10 protein-coding genes are annotated in these 17,733 nt (G+C 71.1%); all 10 read right to left on the bottom strand.

All coding sequences use genetic code 11. The features are described from left to right. Positions 1 to 94 precede the first annotated feature (94 nt). Positions 95 to 1,240, bottom strand: a complete 1,146-nt coding sequence (locus LCH29_RS40815; RefSeq protein ID WP_446466740.1) for a glycosyltransferase — start codon at positions 1,238 to 1,240, stop codon at positions 95 to 97. 112 nt (positions 1,241 to 1,352) lie between these two features. Beyond that, positions 1,353 to 2,705: a UDP-glucose dehydrogenase family protein gene (locus tag LCH29_RS40810; RefSeq protein WP_446466739.1), complete on the bottom strand. Its 1,353-nt coding sequence runs from the start codon at positions 2,703 to 2,705 to the stop codon at positions 1,353 to 1,355. Between the two features lie 39 nt (positions 2,706 to 2,744). Continuing rightward, entirely contained in the window at positions 2,745 to 4,280 is a 1,536-nt protein-coding gene (locus tag LCH29_RS40805) for a GMC family oxidoreductase (RefSeq protein WP_446466738.1), read from the bottom strand. A gap of 99 nt (positions 4,281 to 4,379) precedes the next feature. Beyond that, the gene (locus LCH29_RS40800; RefSeq protein ID WP_446466737.1) at positions 4,380 to 5,843 is read right to left on the bottom strand and encodes an NAD(P)/FAD-dependent oxidoreductase; all 1,464 of its coding nucleotides are present in this window, start codon (positions 5,841 to 5,843) and stop codon (positions 4,380 to 4,382) included. Positions 5,844 to 5,909: 66 nt separating this feature from the next. Next, a complete protein-coding gene (locus LCH29_RS40795) occupies positions 5,910 to 7,109 on the bottom strand; it encodes a DegT/DnrJ/EryC1/StrS family aminotransferase (RefSeq protein ID WP_446466736.1) in 1,200 nt (399 codons plus the stop codon). Between the two features lie 39 nt (positions 7,110 to 7,148). Continuing rightward, a complete protein-coding gene (locus LCH29_RS40790; protein ID WP_039936378.1) occupies positions 7,149 to 7,814 on the bottom strand; it encodes a class I SAM-dependent methyltransferase in 666 nt (221 codons plus the stop codon). 48 nt (positions 7,815 to 7,862) lie between these two features. Further along, positions 7,863 to 9,137: a glycosyltransferase gene (locus LCH29_RS40785; protein ID WP_039936379.1), complete on the bottom strand. Its 1,275-nt coding sequence runs from the start codon at positions 9,135 to 9,137 to the stop codon at positions 7,863 to 7,865. A gap of 272 nt (positions 9,138 to 9,409) precedes the next feature. Further along, positions 9,410 to 12,232 carry a BTAD domain-containing putative transcriptional regulator gene (locus LCH29_RS40780; protein ID WP_446466735.1) on the bottom strand — a complete coding sequence of 941 codons (2,823 nt, stop codon included), beginning with the start codon at positions 12,230 to 12,232 and terminating at the stop codon, positions 9,410 to 9,412. Positions 12,233 to 12,415: 183 nt separating this feature from the next. After that, entirely contained in the window at positions 12,416 to 14,467 is a 2,052-nt protein-coding gene (locus LCH29_RS40775) for an ABC transporter ATP-binding protein/permease (protein ID WP_446466734.1), read from the bottom strand. 266 nt (positions 14,468 to 14,733) lie between these two features. Next, the coding region (locus tag LCH29_RS40770) for a type I polyketide synthase (protein WP_446466733.1) at positions 14,734 to 17,733 on the bottom strand (3,000 nt) is incomplete at its 5' end.

Genomic DNA, 17,733 nt, shown 5'->3' with positions numbered 1-17,733 from the left:
TACAAGGAATTGAGCGGCACTAAGGAAAACCTTGTTCCGAATTCAGTAGCGAGAGAAGGGTTGGCCGCCTGGGCGGCGACGAGGAGGGAGTGAGTCAGGAGGCCAGGCGCTCAAGATGAGCCACGGCGACCTCGACGCCGGGCAGTGCGAGCATCTCCTTCTGAGCGCGCTGCGCCACGGCGGTCACCGGCGGGTCGTCGAGCAGTCGGTGGCACGCCTGCGCCATAGCCTCCGGGCCGCGTTCGGACACGTGTGCGCCAAGGCCGAGCTCCGCTACCCGCTCGGCGTTGTACTTCTGGTCGCCGAACATGGGCCGTACGGCCATCGGCACTCCGGCGCGTACGGACTCCCGGATGCTGTTGTAGCCGCCGTGGGTGAGGAACAGCGCCGCCCGTTCCAGCAGAAGCTGCTGCGGGAAGCGGTCGACCACCCGCACGTTGTCCGCGGCCAGGTCCTCGTCCACCGGCATGCCGAGGGTGGACACCACGGCCGAGCAGTCCACGGTGGACAGCGCCCGGACGACGGTGTTCAACGGTTCGGCCGGATCGTACTCGGGGACGGGAGCGCCGATCTGCCGGGCCTTGTCCAGGAAGCCCAGTACGGTGCCGGGCAGTCCGGTGCCCAGTGAGGCGAGGACCAGCGGCCGGTCGGCGGGCAGCTCGTGCAGCCAGTCGGGCAGGGCCTCGCCGCGGGTGACGGTGCGCGGCTGCCGGTAGGCCACCGCCTCGGGGGCGACGGGGCGGGCGAAGGAGTACGTCACCGGCATGCAGTCGAACCGCCCGTGCCGGTACACCGACACCGGGTCGTCCGACGGGGGCAGGCCGGCCTCCCGGCGACGGTCGTTCAGCATCGGCAGAATCAGCTCGGGGTCGAGGAACTGCCCGGAGCCCGACGGAGCAGGGACGTGCGGGACGCCCAGCGCCTCCGCTGCGAGCAGGGCGGCGAACTCATAGCCGTCGCGGAGGATGACGTCGGGCCGGAAGTCGCGGGCGATCGGCAGCAGCAGGCCGTACGCCTCGTGGAGCTGGGGACCGCAGCCCAGGGTGGCCCACAGGTCGTGGGCGAAGCGGCTGAACTCCGCCGGGATCGGCAGCCTGCCCTCCAGGAGCAGCCGCATGCCCTGCTGGGTGATGTCGGTGAACACCCCTGTCACCCGCGCGGCCTCGCCGTCGAACACGGGCACCAGCTGGGCCGCGGTGACCACGAGGACGTCGTGCCCGGCCTCCGCGAGCGCGCGCACCAGCGGAAGCGAAGCACGCGCGTGCGAGGTCGATCCGGTGATACTGCACAGAACCCTCATCGGGGCGAACCTTTCCTTGAACCGGGGACGGAGGTGTCGGGGGTGTGACCCGTCAGCGAGGCCCGGGCGACGGAAGCCCGGGGGCGGGGTGCACGACCGGGCGTACGCCTACTCCGTGCCAGGCGATCCTGGCCGTGCGCAGCGCTTCGGGGTCGAGGTGGTTGCGGGTGTCCACGATCACCGCCCGGTCCAGGACGGCGGCCATGCGGCTCCAGTCCAGGTCACGGAATTCCGGCCATTCAGTGAAGAGCACCAGGCCCGCCGCGCCCTTGGCCGCCTGGTACGGGTCGTCGACGATGGTGACGCCGGGCACCGGCTCCGGCGGGTGGCTGCCCGTACTCAGCGCCGGGTCGTAGGCGACGAGTTCGGCACCGAGCCGGGACAGCTCCTGGGCGATGGCGGTCGCCGGGGAGTCCCGCAGATCGTCGGTACCCGCCTTGAAGGTGAGCCCGAGTACACCGAGCCGAACGCCGTCGAGCGGGGCCGCGGAGTCGGTGCCGCAGACTCGCGCGATCTTGTCGGTGATGCGCTCGCGCTGGTGGACGTTGACGTCGATGGCGGCACGCAGCAGCCGGAAGTCGATGTCCGCGGACTCCGCCGCCCTGAGCATGGCGCGGGTGTCCTTGGGCAGGCACGAGCCGCCCCAGCCGGGACCGGGCCGCAGGAACGCGCCGCCGATCCGGTGGTCCTTGCCCAGGGCGGTGGTGACCTGCCCGATGTCGGCACCCACCCGCTCGCACAGTTCCGCGATGACGTTGACGTAGGACAGTTTCACCGCGAGGAAGCAGTTCGCCGCGTACTTGATCAGCTCGGCGCTCGCGGCGTCGGTGATCATCATCGGGGCGTCCAGCTTCGCGTAGAGGGCGGCCACGTGCTCGGCGGCCTCGCGGGACTCGGCCCCGACGACGATGCGGTCGGGGTGCAGGAAGTCGTGTACGGAGGTGCCCTCGCGCAGGAACTCCGGGTTGCTCGCCACCTGCACGTCCGGGCGGCCGAGCCGCCGGGTCAGCCGCGCCGCGGTGCCCACCGGCACGGTGGACTTGGTGACCAGTACGCAGCCGGGACGCAGCCGGTCCCGGATCTCATCGATGACCGCGTCCACCGCGGTCATGTCCAGATCACCGTCCTGGCTCATCGGTGTGCCGACGCAGGAGAACACCGTGTCCGCCTCGCGTACTGCTTCCCCGGCTCCCAGGACGAAGGTCAGCAGGCCGGAGTCGAGGCCGGCGCGCACGAGTTCGGGGAGGGACTCCTCCCGGATCGTCACCTCGCCGCGGGACAGCCGCTCGACCTTGGCCGGGTCCACGTCCGCGCACACCACCCGGTGCCCCAGCGAGGCCAGACAGGCACCGGCGGTCAGCCCTACGTAACCGGTGCCGATGACAGCGATGTTGTGCCGGCGCACGGGCAGCCACCTCGTTTTCTCGAAGGGTCGGGTCCGGGGTCAACAGATTTCGCGGGTGAGCAGGGCGCTGATCGATTCCGCGGCGCGGACGGCCAGGGCCACGCTGGTCAGCGTCGGATTGACGGCGGTGGAGGTGGGGATGACTCCGTTGCCGCCGACGTAGAGGTTCTCGAAACCCCACACGCGGGAGAACGAGTCGCAGACCGAGGTGCCGTCGTCCGCCGCGCCCATGCGGACCGTTCCCTGGTAGTGCTTGGAGCTGCCGGCCGGGAACAGTTCCGGTTCGTTGCCGGGCAGGAAGTCGCCCAGCCTGGCCGCGATCTTCTCCTGGTCGGCCCGGGCGCGTGCGATCCCCTCACGGTCGCGCTCGGTCAGCGAGTAGTGGATGGTCATCTTCGGCATCCCGTAGGCGTCGGCCTCGGTGGTGGAGAACTCCACCCGGTCGCTCGCCTGGATCTCCTTGGCCCCGTACCAGACCATGCCGACGAACAGCTCCGGATCGACGCCGTCGATCGGCGAGGTGTCCAGCGTCATGACCTGCCCGTGGCTCGTCCTGCCGGGGTCGGCGAACGGCACCCAGAACCGGCCGGTCTCCAGGTCGCGGATGTCGCCGGTGAAGTCCACCGAGCCGCGCGCCTCGATCCCTGCGGCGGGACCGTCCTTGACCTGCACGGAACTCACCGTCTTGGGCTGGTCGTTGAGGTAGCGGCCGAGCGCGTGCGGCCGGATGCCGGAGGCCCACAGCAGCTGCGGGGTGCGCAGCGCGTCCGCGGCCACCGCCACGGCTCGGGCCCCCACCTTGAACTCCGCGCCGCTGGGCAGGTGTTGCAGCACCGCGCCGACGGCCCGGCCGTCCTCGAACAGCACGCGGCGGCAGATGGTGTCCGCCGCGATCCCGAACCGGCCGTCGCCACCGTGGGCGAGGGGCCCGAGGACCACGTCCGGGCCCGCCCATCGCGGCAGCGCCCCGGAACGCGGGGTGCAGGCGAGCGGCATGGGCTGGACGTGCCTGCCGTCGGGGTAGTCGCCGTCGAACAGTTCGCTCAGCGTCTTGAGTACGAGCTGACCGCCCGCGGTGTCCTCGAAGGCATCCTGGGTGACCGAGAGGAGGTCCTCGGCCACCCCCAGCGCGGCGTCGAGTTCCTCGTCGGGGAGGAACGGGACGCGCTCGCTGTCCAGCGGACGCGGGGCGGTGCATGCCCAGTGCACACCCATGCCGCCGACGTTGCTGGACATCACCGCGGCGGGCATGCCCTCCTGTTCCGGCTGCTCCTCACGCCGTGGTGCGACCAGGTGCGTGCCGCGGTCGGCGTACTTCTTGACCAGCGCCTGGTCCTCGCCCGGCGCGGTCCGGGGATCGCGCCCCTGGGACTTGGCCTGCAACTCCCCCCGCTCCTGGGCGGGGAGGTTGCTCAGGTGCAGACCGGCTTCCCCGGTCAGGCGCGGGCCCAAGTCGGCCATGAGGATCCGCGCGGACGGGACCGCTTCGTGGACTCTGCGAGCGATGGCCGATCCCACCGGGCCGCTACCGACGACGAGCAGGTCGACTTCGGTGGGGAGTTCGGGTCGGCTCATGCTTGCGCGCTCCTTGTCCTCGTCCTGGGTGCTGGGTGCTGGGTGCTGTGTGCGTGTGCCGGGCCTCGTCCTGGCCCTGGCGCTGCGCGCCGGAACGGATCAGACCGCGGACCGGACGGCCGTGTAGTACTCGCGGATCGCCTTGAGGAACTCGGGGTTCATCCGGGCCTTGGCGAGGATCTCGGCGGGCGGCGTGTAGTCGTCGTCCACCTCGTCGGCGAACTTGGCGTAGTCGGCGCGCAGTTGGGCCTCGATGACCTTCGGCCAGGCGTTCGGGATGGTCCACTCGTCCTCGTAGCCGGTGGCGAGCAGGTGCACCACGGCGGTGTCCACGATGTCCGCACGGCTCTGCGCCTGGATCGGCGCGCGGACCGGGCTGAACGTGCTCAGGTCGTGCTCCGGCTCCTCGCCGAGCAGGCGGCGGGTCATCTCCTGGGCGAGCAGCGGCGACAGGTGGAGGCCGTCGCGGTAGGTGCCGGTCATCATCCACAGGCCGTCCAGGCTGGTCTCGCCGATGAGCGGGAAGCCGTCGAAGGCCACGGGGCGGTTGCCGACCTGGACCTTCGCCATGCCACTGGTGTCGAGGTCCCTGCGCAGCTGGCGCAGTGCGCAGTGCAGCAGGAAGGTGGTGTCGCGGATGCTCGGCGCGTCCGCCGGCTCCGGCTCGATCGCGTTCGTGGCGCCGAGATAGACCTCACCGCGGCCGCGCGGCACCAGGTGCAGGCCGCAGGCGAAGGCGCGGTTCGGCGTGCGCAGCACGCTGGTCGGGGCGGGCTTGTCCGGGTCGATGCGGGCCACGACGGAGACGCCGACTCCGGCGCACAGCCGCGGTATGCGGGCGGCGACGCCGGGCACGGTGTCGAGCAGGGCCTGGGAGGCGGCGCCGGCGGCGAGCACCACCTGGCCGGCGGAGACGGTGTCGCCCGTGGTGAGCCGGACGCCGGTGATCTTGCCGCCGGACGTCACCAACTCCTCGCCGAACCCGGCGACCAGCACGCCGCCGGCCTTGACGTACGCGTCCTCGAGCCGCTCCAGCAGACCGTCCGCGTTCACCGCGTGCTCACCGGGCACGAACATGCCCATCAACGGGCGGGTGGTCGGGTTGGGGTCGAGCCACTCGATGTCGGCCGGGTCGATGTCCTCGTACGGCTCCTCGTACCGCTCGAGGGTCTCCCGGATGGCCGTGTAGTTGGCGGAGTCGATGCCGGGGACGCCGACGGAGTTGAGCAGCATGACCGTGCCGTCGGCGACGCGGAGGTCCTCGGTCTTCCCGGTGTCCTCGGCGAGCCCGGCGAGCCAGTCGGCCCAGAGCTTGCTCGCCTGTACGCCGAGGTCGAGCTTGCCGCGGCCCTGTTCGCTCTTGAGGAGCGTCGTGGTCACCTCGCCGAACGCGCCGAGCATGGCACCCGCAGCGGTGGAGGCGGCCCACGGCCGGTCTCCCCGGCCGAGCACGGCGACCCTGGTGCCGCGCCGGGCGAGGGCCAGGCCCAGGGACAGGCCCAGCACGCCGTTGCCGACGACAAGGACTTCGAAACTGCGGCCTGCCGGGTTTTCGCTAGTCATCGCTTGAGTCTTCCCATCCTGTGAAACCGCCGCTCAGGGCATGGTTGTTCGGGGCATCCGGTCTTGTCAGGGCTGTCCTGCGCCGCTGCGCGGAAGTTCGGCGAGGACTTTGGCCACGCCCTCCACGACGTCATCGATCTCCTGGTCCCCGCCCAGCAGGACCTGGTGCGGGATCATGAGTCCGCGATGTCCGAGCCGCTCCGCGTTCGGGCAGCGCCGGGCGATGTCCTCGACCGATTCGTCGCCGGTCCTGGCGGTCCAGAACGCCTCGGTGCGGTGGATCGCCGGGTTGCCGCCGAAGGCGGGGATGCCCTCCGCGAGCAGGGCGTGGGCCACGGTGTCCCGGTCCAGGCCGCCGAGTTCCCCGGGGTCCAGGACGAACATGGTCATGTAGTGCGGATTGACGGTGCACCGTTCGTCGCGTCCCTGGGGGATGATCCCGGGGATGCCGGACAGTGCCGCGGCGAGCTTCTCGTGCCGGCGCTCGCGTTGCTCCGTCTGCGCGGCGAGGCGGCCGAGCTGCACCCGGAGCACCGCCCCGGTGAGCTCGGACATTCGGTAGTTGGACGAGGCGGTGCGCAGGCTCAGGTCGCGGGCCCGGCCGCAGTTGTGGCGCGTGCGCGCCTCCTCGTAGCTCTCCTCGGTCGGCAGCAGCAGGGCGCCGCCCTCGCCGGCGGTCACGACCTTGGTCTCCTGGAAGGAGAAGGTGGCCATGGAGCCGAGCTGGCCGAGTCCCCGGCCGCGCCACCTGGCGCCGTGCGCCTGCGCCGCGTCCTGGATCACCGTGATCCCACGGGGGTCCGCCCAGGCGGTGATGGCGTCCATGTCGGCGATGTGGCCGCCGATGTGGACCGGGATGACCGCCCGGGTGCGTTCGGTCACCACCGCTTCGAGTCCGGCGGGATCCAGGCAGAAGGTGACGGGGTCCACGTCCACCGGCACGGGGATCCCGCCACGGCGCTGGACCGCGGTGGAGGTGGCGATGAACGTGTACGCGGGCACGATCACCTCGTCACCGGGCCGCAGCCCGATGACCTCCAGCGCGAGTTCGAGAGCATGTGAACCGTTGGTCACCGCGAGCGCGGCGGGCGCGTCATGGAACTCGGCGAACTCTTTTTCGAAGAGGTCCACTTCCTTGCCGCCGTGGCGCCACCAGGACCCCTGGTCCAGCGCCCGCACCACGGCTGCGCGCTCCGAGTCGTCGAACTGCGGCCAGTCGGGAAAGGGCGCGGTGCGCACTTTCGGCCCGCCGTTCATGGCCAGCATGAGCGTTTCCTCCTCGGTGCGGTGCGAATGTCCAGGTGGTCAGACGGGGACGGTGCCGAAGGCGCCGCGGGTGCCGAAGGGGTCGAGCTGCATGTCGAGCCCGCACTCCTCCTTCCACCGCTCGGTGATCTCCTTGCCCCCGGCGCGGTTCACGTCGTCGAGCAGCACGCTCGCCCCGGGGGCGAGGAAGTCCCACAGCACCGGGACCGCGGGGTAGCGGGCCATCGTGCGCCCCCGCTCCCAGCCGGGTGGCCCGTCCACCAGCAGCAGGTCGACCGGGCCGTGCTTCTCGGTGTAGGCCCCGACCTCTTCGGTGACCGTCTTGGGCGCGTACCAGTCCACGTCCTTCACCGCGGCGGGGTGCTCCTCCAGCGGCGCGTGGATGACCGTCGCCACCTCGGAAAGGCCCTCGGCGGCCAGCTGCGTGGCGACCCGGTCGGCCCACTCCCCGTCGTGCTCCAGCGACAGCATGTGCCCGTAGCCACGCTGCGCCATCATCCGTGCGAACATCACCGTCGAGGTGCCGCTGCCGCACTCCAGGAGGACCTTGCGGTCCCGCAGGGCGATGTCGTCCAGCACCTTGATCATGGCGCTGGGCCGCAGTGAGACCACGGAGAACGGCAGGTACGGCCCGTTGTTCAGCAGCGGGGACAGTCGTATCCACGAGGCCAGGTCGTAGAACGCCTGAAGGAACTGCGCTTCCATCTGCCCGTCTCCAATCTTTCGTAAGGTGAATCGGCCGTGTTCCGTGTGTCAGCCGACGAGTCGTGCGAGATGGTCGACGGCGGCGTCCACCGGAGGCAGCGAGAGCATGCGCCGCTGGGCCTTACGCGCCTGCTGGGCGAACCTCGGGTCCTCCAGCAGCCGGGTGCAGGTCTCGGCGACGGCGTCCGCGTTCGCCGCGGGGACGCGCAGCCCGAGCCCGAGTTCCTCGACCCGGTTGGCGTTGTGCAGCTGGTCGCTGACCTCGGGGAGCACGGCCATCGGCACGCCGGCCCTGACCGCTTCGCGGACGCTGTTGTAGCCGCCGTGGGTGAACAGCAGCTGGGCGCTCTCCAGCAGCAGCGGCTGCGGGATGCGCTCGAAGACGCGTATGTTGTCGCCGACGACGTCCTGGTTGAGCGGCATGCCACGGGTGGCGACGATCGCGGTGCAGTCCACTTCGGACAGTCCCTTGACGATCGCGTTGAGGGGGTTGGCGTCGCCCTGCATCAGGGCGTCGACCATGACGGCGGGATCGACCTGGACATCGCCCATACCCTCGAACATGTGCCCGGCGACCAGTCCGTCGAAGAACAGGCCCAGGATGCGCGGGAACACACTGCTGGACATCACCGAGGCGAACACGTTGGTGCTGGACACCACGACCAGCGGGCGGTCGGTGGGGATGTCCTGAAGCCACTCGGGCCCGGTCTCGTCGCGGACGATGCTCGACGGCTGCTGGTAGGCGAAGGTGTCCGGGATGTCGTAGGTGGCGAACGAGTAGTCCGGCGGCATGCAGTCGAAGCGGCCGTTGGCGTAGATGGCCTCCGGCTCGGCCCCGGCGGGCAGGCCCAGCTCCGAGCGGCGTTCGTTCAGCTCCGCCAGCACCAGCTTGGGGTCCAGGTACTGCCCGCCGCCCGACGGGGCGGTGACGTGCGGGATGCCGAGCGTCTCGGCGACCAGGTAGCCGGCGAACTCGACACCGCTGCGCAGCACGATGTCCGGGCGGAACTCGTGGGCGGCCTCCAGCAGTTGCCGGTAGGCGTCCGTGACGTGCGGCCCGCAGGAGGTGGCGACGAGCGTCTCGGGCGCGAACGGATCACTGGGCATCGCCTCGATCCGCTTCTCCTGCAGCAGGCGGAGCACGATCTCGGCCATGTCGGTGAACAGCGGCTTGACCCGCATCGGCTCACCGTCGAACACATCGGCCATCTCCGGCGGCGACACCACCAGGACCTCGTGGCCCGCCTCGGCCGCCGCCCGTGCCAGGGGAAGCAGGGCACGCGCGTTCGAGGGCGACAGCGCGATGCTGCACAGAATGCGCACAACTATTCCTTTCCACGCGGGAGCGGAGTCGGCTGCCGCGGACAATCGCGGGCGAGAACGGGAGGATCACACCGCCCGAGCGCTCCGACCATCGCTATGGTCCGGCCTCGCACTCAGTGTTTTCCTGAGTATTCAGCGCGCTTTTCCGCCGCCGGTGCATCCGACGGTATGCGATTCCGCGGCGCTTACCCAGTTCCTCGTTTCCATCGGCGGGTAACCGTCACCCGAACCATCGCTCGCCAAGGAATTCAGGTCGTCCCGCTCCGGGAGAATCACGGTGTCCGGCCACTCCAGGAGACCGCACGCCGCAGCTTTTCCTCGCGCATCGAGGGGGAAACCAGCGAGTCCACCACATCGCGGATGGCCGGATACCGGAAGGCGTACTGGGTTTCCCCGGCCGGGGAACCGTGCCGAGAGCGCCGCAGGAGGTCGCGCCGCTCCAGACAGTCCAGCCACTTCGCGGCTTCCGCCCGGTCCCCGTCGCCGACGGCCGCGACGCTCTCGGCGCTGAACACCCCACCGAGCGCCGAGGCGTTGACCAGCACGGCCTTGGCATCCGGCGGCACCGTATCCACCCGGGACGCGATCACCCGGTGCACGTATTCCGGCACCGGCGGTACGGCCGATCCGGGCAGGGGCCGCTCCCGCAGCTCATGGGCGTACTCGACGGCGAACAGCGGGTTCCCGCCGATCCGCGTGAGCAGTTCCTGCCGCAACTCGCGAGGCAGTGTGTACCCATCGCGCGCGAGCAGGGCGGCCAGCAGCCCGGCGGTGCCCTCCGCCGACAGCGGGTCCAGGGTGAGGGTGAGGGCGTCGCGCAGGCCACCGCCCCAGCCCGGCCGGGCGTCGAGCAGTTCGGGCCGGGCGGTCACCGCCACGAGCATCGGCACGGTGCCCGCGGTGTCGCCCAGGTACTGGATGAAGTCCAGCACAGACGCGTCGGCGAGATGCGCGTCCTCGAAGACGACCACCAGGGGCCGTTCCGCGGCGAGTTCGGCCAAGAGCCGCCGCCACACCTCACCGTCCGCCGTCAGGGCGACCGCATCCTGGCCCTCGGACCGGAGCAGCTCCCGCAGCCGCGCCAGCATCCCGGTGCCCGTCTCACCGGTGCCGAACAGACGGTGGACCGTGCGGGCCAGCTTGTCGTCCCCCGAGGCGGCGGAGTCACTCGGCTCGATCCCGGCCGCCGCGGCCACGATCCGCCGGAGGGGGTCCAGCGGGGCGCCCCGGTCGGGGAACGATCCGCGCCCGGTCAGCACGGTGAACTCGCCGGAGCCGCGCCCGGCCATGGCGACGAGTTCGGCGACCAGCCTGCTCTTGCCCAGGCCCGGCTCACCGAGCACGGTCAGGAAGTGGGGACGCCGCCGTCGGCGTACGTCGTCGAGCAGCCCGCGCAGCTGCTCGACCTCGCGCTCACGGCCCATCAGGGCAGGCGGCCCGCCCGCACGGGCGTGATCGGGGCGGACGACGACGGGTTCGGATCCCCCGCCCGGCTCCTCGACCGGCTCGTACTCGACGGTGCGCTCGCTGCTCCTGCGCGTGGCCGCGCACACCCGGATGCCGCCCGGGGGCACGGTTTCCAGCAGCTCCATGCAGCTCTCCGGGACGGCGCCGCTGACCACGGGGATCGCACCGGTGCCGTCCGCCGCGCAGGTGACGAGCACCTCGCCGGTCGCCACGGCCACCCGGACCGCGGTCTCCGCGCGCGCCGGGGCCGGCGCCTGACCGGTGGGGTCTGGGCGGCCCGGTCCCCGGCAGCCGAGCCGGTCCCGGATGGCCAGCCCGGCCTGCACGGCGCGGGCCGCGTCGTCCTCCCCGGTACGGGGAACACCGAACAGGGCGAAGGTGACGGGACCGATCACGCCGGAGACCTTGCCGCCGTGGCGTTCGATCTCCTCACGGATGGTGGCCGTGAGGCAGCCGGCCGGCTGCGCGGCGTCTTGGGGGGCGCCCTGCGGGCTTCCGCCGGGATGGGTGCGCACCAGCAGCATGCTCAGCTGCTTGCGCTGCTCGGTGAGGCCGCCGCCCGACGGGGCCGGCGGGGTGGACCTGCGCGCCGCCACGTGCCGCGCCATCCCGACGATGGCGGGCGGGGTGCCGGTCTCGGCCCGCGCCGGTCGTGGCGGGGCCGTCCGTCGGCCGGCGGACCCGGCACCGGCCGGTGCGAGCCGGGGCGGCGGAGCGGGCTGCGGCGGCGTCCTGCGGGAGAGCTGGGCGGGCGGGCCGCCGCGCTTGACCTCACTCTCCTGAGCGATGATCCCCAGCGCGTCGGGCTGGGACAGCACCGGATCGTGTTCGAGGATCGCCCGCTCCATGTCCCGCAGTACGCGGCCGGGCTCCAGGCCCAGCTTGTCGGCGAACGCGGTCCTCGTACGGCGGTAGAGCTCCAGCGCGTCCACCTGGCGGCCACAGCGGTAGAGGGCCAGCAGCAACTCGGCGCACAGCCGTTCCCGTACCGGCTCCGCGACGACCAGCGCCTCCAGTTCCTGCACCACCTCGTGATGTCCGCCGCAAGCCAGCTCGGCCTCGAACAGGTCCTCCTGCACGGTGAGGCGCGCCTGCTGGATCCCGGTCAGCTCCGGCCAGTCCGCGCCGGCCTCGGCCAAGTCCGCCAGGACCGGGCCCTGCCACATTTCCAGCGCCGTCCGGAGGGTCTTCGCCGCGGCGATCCAGGACCCGGCCGCGAGTTCGGCACGTCCCCTGTCCGCCGTCCCCTGGTAGGCGGTCAGATCCAGCGCGTCGGTGTGCACGCTGAGCAGGTAGCCGGGCGCGTGGGTCAGCAGCATCGGTGCGGGGGCGGCACCCTCGCCGGTCCCACCGCCCCCGCGGTCCGCGATGCCGCCCTCGCCGCCCTCGCCCTCGATGTCCTCGGCGGACAGCAGACCGCGCAGGCTGGAGATCGCGTTCTGCAGCATCTTCCGCGCCGTGGGCGGCGGGTTGCCCGTCCACAGGGCACGCAGCAGGGTGCTGGTCGCCACCACCTGGTTCGCGTGCAGCAGGAGGAATCCGAGTGCGGCGCGCTGTTTGATCCCGCCCAGCGCCACCGGGCCACCTCGGCCGAGGACAGTCAGCGGACCCAGCACCCGGAACCTCATACCGCAATCGCTCCCGTTCCATCCGCCGTGGTGGACATCCCCACATTCCGCCGGCCGGAATGCCCGAGAGCACGCACGCCGAGGGGTGGACGCCTGGGCCCCCCGTCGGCCCGGCCAGGATGCTACGGGAGCGCTACTGGGGAAATCACCGGCTTCGGCTCCGGGGCGAAGAGCGAGGGCGAGTCAGGAGGCGCGCCAGCGCAGCGACCGGTCGGCGATGGTGAGGGCGAGCGCCGTCATCACGGTCAGCACCAGGATGTCGAGGCCGAAGGTGGCATCGATGTTGTCACTGACACTGCGCCGGATGGCGTCCGACCCGTAGGTGGTGGGCATGACCCAGCTCAGGGCTTTCAGCGGCAGCGGCAGGGCCTTGGCCGGGATGAGCAGAGGAGCGCCGAGCAGCAGGACGAAGTTCAGCACGTAGGTGACGATCGAGATCAGCTCGATGCGGTCGATCAGGCTGCCGATGACCAGGCCGAGCGCCGCGAGCGGGAGCGCGGTCAGCGGATAGACGATGAGGAGCATCGGCGACAGCGTCAAGTCCAGGCCGTAGAGCAGCCGCACCGCGATCAGCGAGGTCACCAGGCCCGGCGCGATGAGCAGCAGGCGGGCGGCGACGAACGCCATCACGAACGCCACCTTGCTGATCGGCAGGGAGGCGTAATACAGCATCGATCCCTCGGCCTTGATCGCACCTATCCGCTGCGCGATCGCCGTGGTGCCCAGTGCCGCGATCGCGAACACGCCGGAGCCACTGGCGATGTACGTCAGGCTCAGCTCGTCGGTCAGCCCGGAGCCGATCCGGGAGAAGCCGAACACCATCGTCAGCGGCATGAAGATGCCGAACACCATGTGCACGTGCCAGGAGGTGCGGACGGTCAGCATGTGCTCGAACCACAGGTACTTGAACGAGGTGCCGAACCGGCCGAGCCGCTCCCGCAAGGGCATCCGGCCCCGGCCCTGGGACTGGGCCCGGGCGCGGGCCCGGCGGGACGTCCCGGAGACCGGCGCCGCGGGTTCGGCGGCGGGGGGCTTGGCGACGAGGGGTTCGGCGACGAGGGGTTCGGCGACGGGGGGTTCGCCGGAGGGGAGCTCGGCAGCGGGGGGCTCGGCAGCGGGGGATTCGCCGGAGGGGAGTTCCATGGCCGCCGGCCGGTGGCCGTTCGGCGCGGCGGCGGCCGCCGCCTTCCTCGCGTCACCGCTCTCCGCTGAACCGCCGCCTCCCGCCGGAGTCGTCACCAGTTCCCTGGCGGCCGCGGCATCGGAGTCCTGTCTCGGGTTCAGGGTCAGGTAGACGTCTTCCAGGGTCGGACGGGCGAAGCGGAAATCATCGACACGCTTCACGCCGACATCGGTGACCAGCACCTCGATCAGCGGCTGGAGCCGGTCCGTCGCCGCGGTGATCAGGTAGCTGCCGCTGCGGCTACCCTGGCTGACCTCGCCGACCGTGCTGAGCCGCGAAATCTCCTCCGGGGTGAGGCTGCCGCCGTCGCGGACGAACAGCTCCAGCCGCGCCTGCGCGCCGATCTGCTCCTTGAGTTCACCGGGCGTGCCCATCGCGGTGATCCGGCCACCGTGCATCACCGCGACCCGGTGCACGGCCTTCTCGGCCTCCAGCACGTTGTGTGTCACCAGGACGACCGTGGCGCCCTCAAGGGTGCTGCGACGCTCGATCATCTCCCAGATCAGACGCCGGTTGTGCGGATCCAGCTCATTGGTCGGCTCGTCCAGCACGATCAGCTCGGGGTGGCCCATCAGCGTCATGCCGAAGTTCACCAGGCGCATCAGCCCGCCGCTGAGCCGCTCCACCTGACGGTCGGCGTACGGGCCGAGGCCCAGCTCGTCGATCAGCGCGTCGGTCTGGCGGCGGGCGTCGGCCTCGCTCTGGCCGCGCAGCCTGCCGGTGTAGTGCAGAGCGCGACGGGTCTCGATCAGCCGCATGGAGAGCCCCGCCTGCGGCAGGAAGCCGACAGTGGACTTCACCGTCTCCGGGTAACGGGTCACATCGACGCCGTTGACCATGATCGAACCTGAGGTGGGCCGCACGAGTCCGAGCAGCTGCAACACCAGCGTCGTCTTACCGGCGCCGTTCGCGCCGAAGAGGCCGAAGACCTGCCCGCGGGGCACGCTGAAGCTCAGGCCGTCATTGGCCTTGATCAGCTCTCCGTTGCGCCCCGGATAGGCGCGTACAAGATCGCGCACCTCGACCGCCGTATCGCCACTCGTTTTGACCATGCCCCACGCCTTATCGCCTCATCGGCTCACGAACCGGGCACGCGCCACTGATCCGCCGCCTACGTATCGGGTTTCTCGTGCTCAGCGGACCCGGCACGAACGCATCGCGCTACCGCGAGCGAAGAATTTCCACGGCTTCGCACCCAAGCTATGTCAGGCGCGATCCTCGCGTCATTGGAACTTCTCCACTGTTCGCCCAGCGGGAATGCCCGCCGGCGCCGCCGAACCGTTTACCACGGGAACGTCTCGGGTTTTCCCTATCCTGTTTACGATCCGCCGAGCTCCTCGTCGAGGAAAGCGAACATCTCGTCATCCGACGCGGCGTCGAAGTCGAGCTCGGCGGAGTTCTCCTGGGCGCGCAGTGTGGCCCACCGTGACCTGAGGACTTCGATCCGTCCCGCGATCTGCTTGTGCGCCGTGGCGTCCACGCTCACCTTCGCGATCACCTGCTCCAGTTTGTCCAGCGTGGCGAGGATCGAGCCGGAGCCCTCGGCTTCCGCCGACACCAGCTGAGTGTGCAGATGAGCCGCGAGCTCGCTCGCCGTCGGGTAGTCGAGGGCCAGCGTGGCCGGAAGCCGCAGCCCGGTCGCCGTGCTCAGCGCGTTGCGCAGTTCCACCGACGTCAGCGAATCGAAACCGAGATCGCGGAAGGCGCGGGACGGATCGACCGCGGCCGCGCCATCATGCCCGAGTACCGCCGACACGTGGCCGCACACCAGATCCAGCAGGGCATCGCGTTGTTCGGCCTCGTCCATTCCGGCCAGCCGTTGTACGAGGCCGGGGTCCGTGGCGGCCCGGCCTGCCGCGCGGCGGCTCCGGACCAGGCCGCGCAGTCGCGGCGGCACCTCGGCGCGGGCCCGCAGGGCGGGCAGGTCCAAGCGGACCGGCAACAGCACCGGATCCGCCGTGGCCAGGGCGGCGTCGAACAGCGCCACCCCCTGCTCGACGGACAGCGGCGGGAATCCCGAGCGGTGCATCCGCTCCCGGTCGACGGCGCTCAGCTCACCGAGCATGCCATCGGTCTGCTCCCACGGGCCCCAGGCCAACGACACACCCGGCAGCCCCCGATCACGCCGGTACCGCACCAGCGCGTCCAGGAACGCATTCGCCGCGGCGTAACTTCCCTGCCCAGCACTGCCCAACGTGCCCGCCGCGGAGGAGAACACCACGAACGCAGACAAGCCCAAGCCCTGCGTCAGCTCATGCAGATGCCACGCCGCATCCACCTTCGGACGCAACACCGCATCGACACGCTCGGGAGTCAGCCCACCGATGATGCCGTCGTCCAGCACCCCGGCGCTGTGCACCACCGCGGACACCTCATGCCCGGCCAGTACCTCGGCCAGCGCATCCCGATCGGCCACGTCACAGGCCACCACCTGGGCACGGGCGCCCAGCTCAGCACCCGGCGAAGCCATCCCCCGCCGGGACAGCAGGAGCAGGTCCCGTACGCCGTGCTCGGCCGCCAGGTGCCGGGCCACCACCGCACCCAGACCGCCGGTGCCGCCCGTGATCAGAACCGTGCCCGAACCGGCCCAGGACGCGCCGGGCTCCGGTTGGGGGTCCGGGTCCGGTGTCTGCTCCGGCTCCGGCGCTTGTGCCCGTACCAGCCGAGCCGTGAGGAGGTGACCCTCACGGATCGCCAGTTCCGGCTCCGGCGTCGTCAGCGCCCGCGCCAGGACCGGTCCGGGAACCTCCGTACCGCTCAGGTCCAAGTCCAGGTCCAGGTCCAGGTCCAGGTCCAGCAGCGTGATCCGGTCCGGATTCTCCGTCTGCGCGGAGCGCATCAGGCCCCACGCCGAGGCCGCTGCCACATCATCGCCGCTGGTGGCATTGCGCGTCAGCACGACGAGTCGGGATTCGGTGAACCGCTCCCCCGCCAGCCAGTCCTGCGCCAGGCGCAGGGCGTGCGACACCGTGGCGTGAACGGCTTCCACCCGCCCGGCGTCGGGCTCGGTGTTCAGCTGGACCAGCACCACGTCCGGCACCGGGTTCTCGGTCGCGGCCAACGCCGCCAGATCCGGGTACGCGTACGCCCGGACCTCGGTCCCCGCAGAGCGCAACAACTCGGTCACGTCGTCCGCCAGGCCGACCGCGGCCACCTCGGGCGCTTCGGTCCCGACCTGCTCGGTGACCGCGGTCCACTCCGTACGGAAGAGGGAGTCCCCGACCACTGCCGGGCCGGTGCCGAGTTGTTCGGGGGTGACGGTGCGGACCACGAGACCATCCACCGTGAAGACCGGCCGCCCCGCGGTATCGACGGCCTCGACCGTGACCCTGTCCTGCCCAGTGCGCGACAATCGTGCCCGCACCGAGGTGGCGCCGGAGGCGAACAGCGACACGCCCTCCCAGGAGAACGGCAGAGCTCCCCCTTCGCCGTCCTGCGCGGCGCCGGTGAATCCGGCGACGTGCAGGACCGCGTCCAAGAGCGCGGGATGAGCGCCGAACCCGTCGACGTCGGTGTCCATGCCGATGCCGGTATCGGCCACGGCGGCGGTATCGGGGCCTTCGGGCAGGGCGACTTCGGCGAACACCTCGTCGCCGAGCCGCCACGCGGACCGCAGACCTCGGAACACCGGTCCGTAGTCGAACCCGGATTCGGCCAGCTGCGCGTAATGGTCGTCGAGGTCGATCGGTTCGGCGCTCGCCGGCGGCCAGGCGGCCGTATCGAAGCCGACGACGGATTCGACAGGGTCGTCGGTCAGCGCACCGACGGCGTGCTGCGTCCACTGCGCGCCCGAGTCGTCATCGGGCCGCGAGTGGACGGTGACAGTGCGCCGCCCGTCCTCATCCGCCGTGCCGACTCGCACCTGGATCTGCACCGCGCTTCGTTCGGGCAACACCAGCGGTGCGGCCAGGGTCAGTTCCTCGACCCGCCCACTCCCGACCTCGTCACCGGCCCGGATCGCCAACTCCACGAACGCCGTACCCGGCAGCAGGATCCGGCCCATGATCGTGTGGTCGGCCAGCCACGGATGCGAGGCCAACGACAGGCGACCGGAGAACACCACACCGTCCGAGTCGGCCAACGACACCGCCGCGCCCAGCAACGGATGCCGTGCCGAGGCCAGCCCCGCGGCTCGTACGTCCCCTGCGTCGACTGCGGTGGTGGGCCAGTACCGCTGCCGCTGGAAGGCGTAGGTGGGCAGTTCGACCTGCCGCGCGCTGGTGCCGGTGTAGAACGTCCGCCAGTCGACGGCGATGCCGGTCACGTGCAGACGGGCGAGCGCGGTAACCGCCGCGCTCTCCTCCGGACGGTCCTTACG

The organism is Streptomyces sp. BRA346 (genome assembly GCF_052851135.1).
Note: the sequence above shows the minus strand (reverse complement) of the source record. Positions and strands in the feature narration are given on the sequence as shown.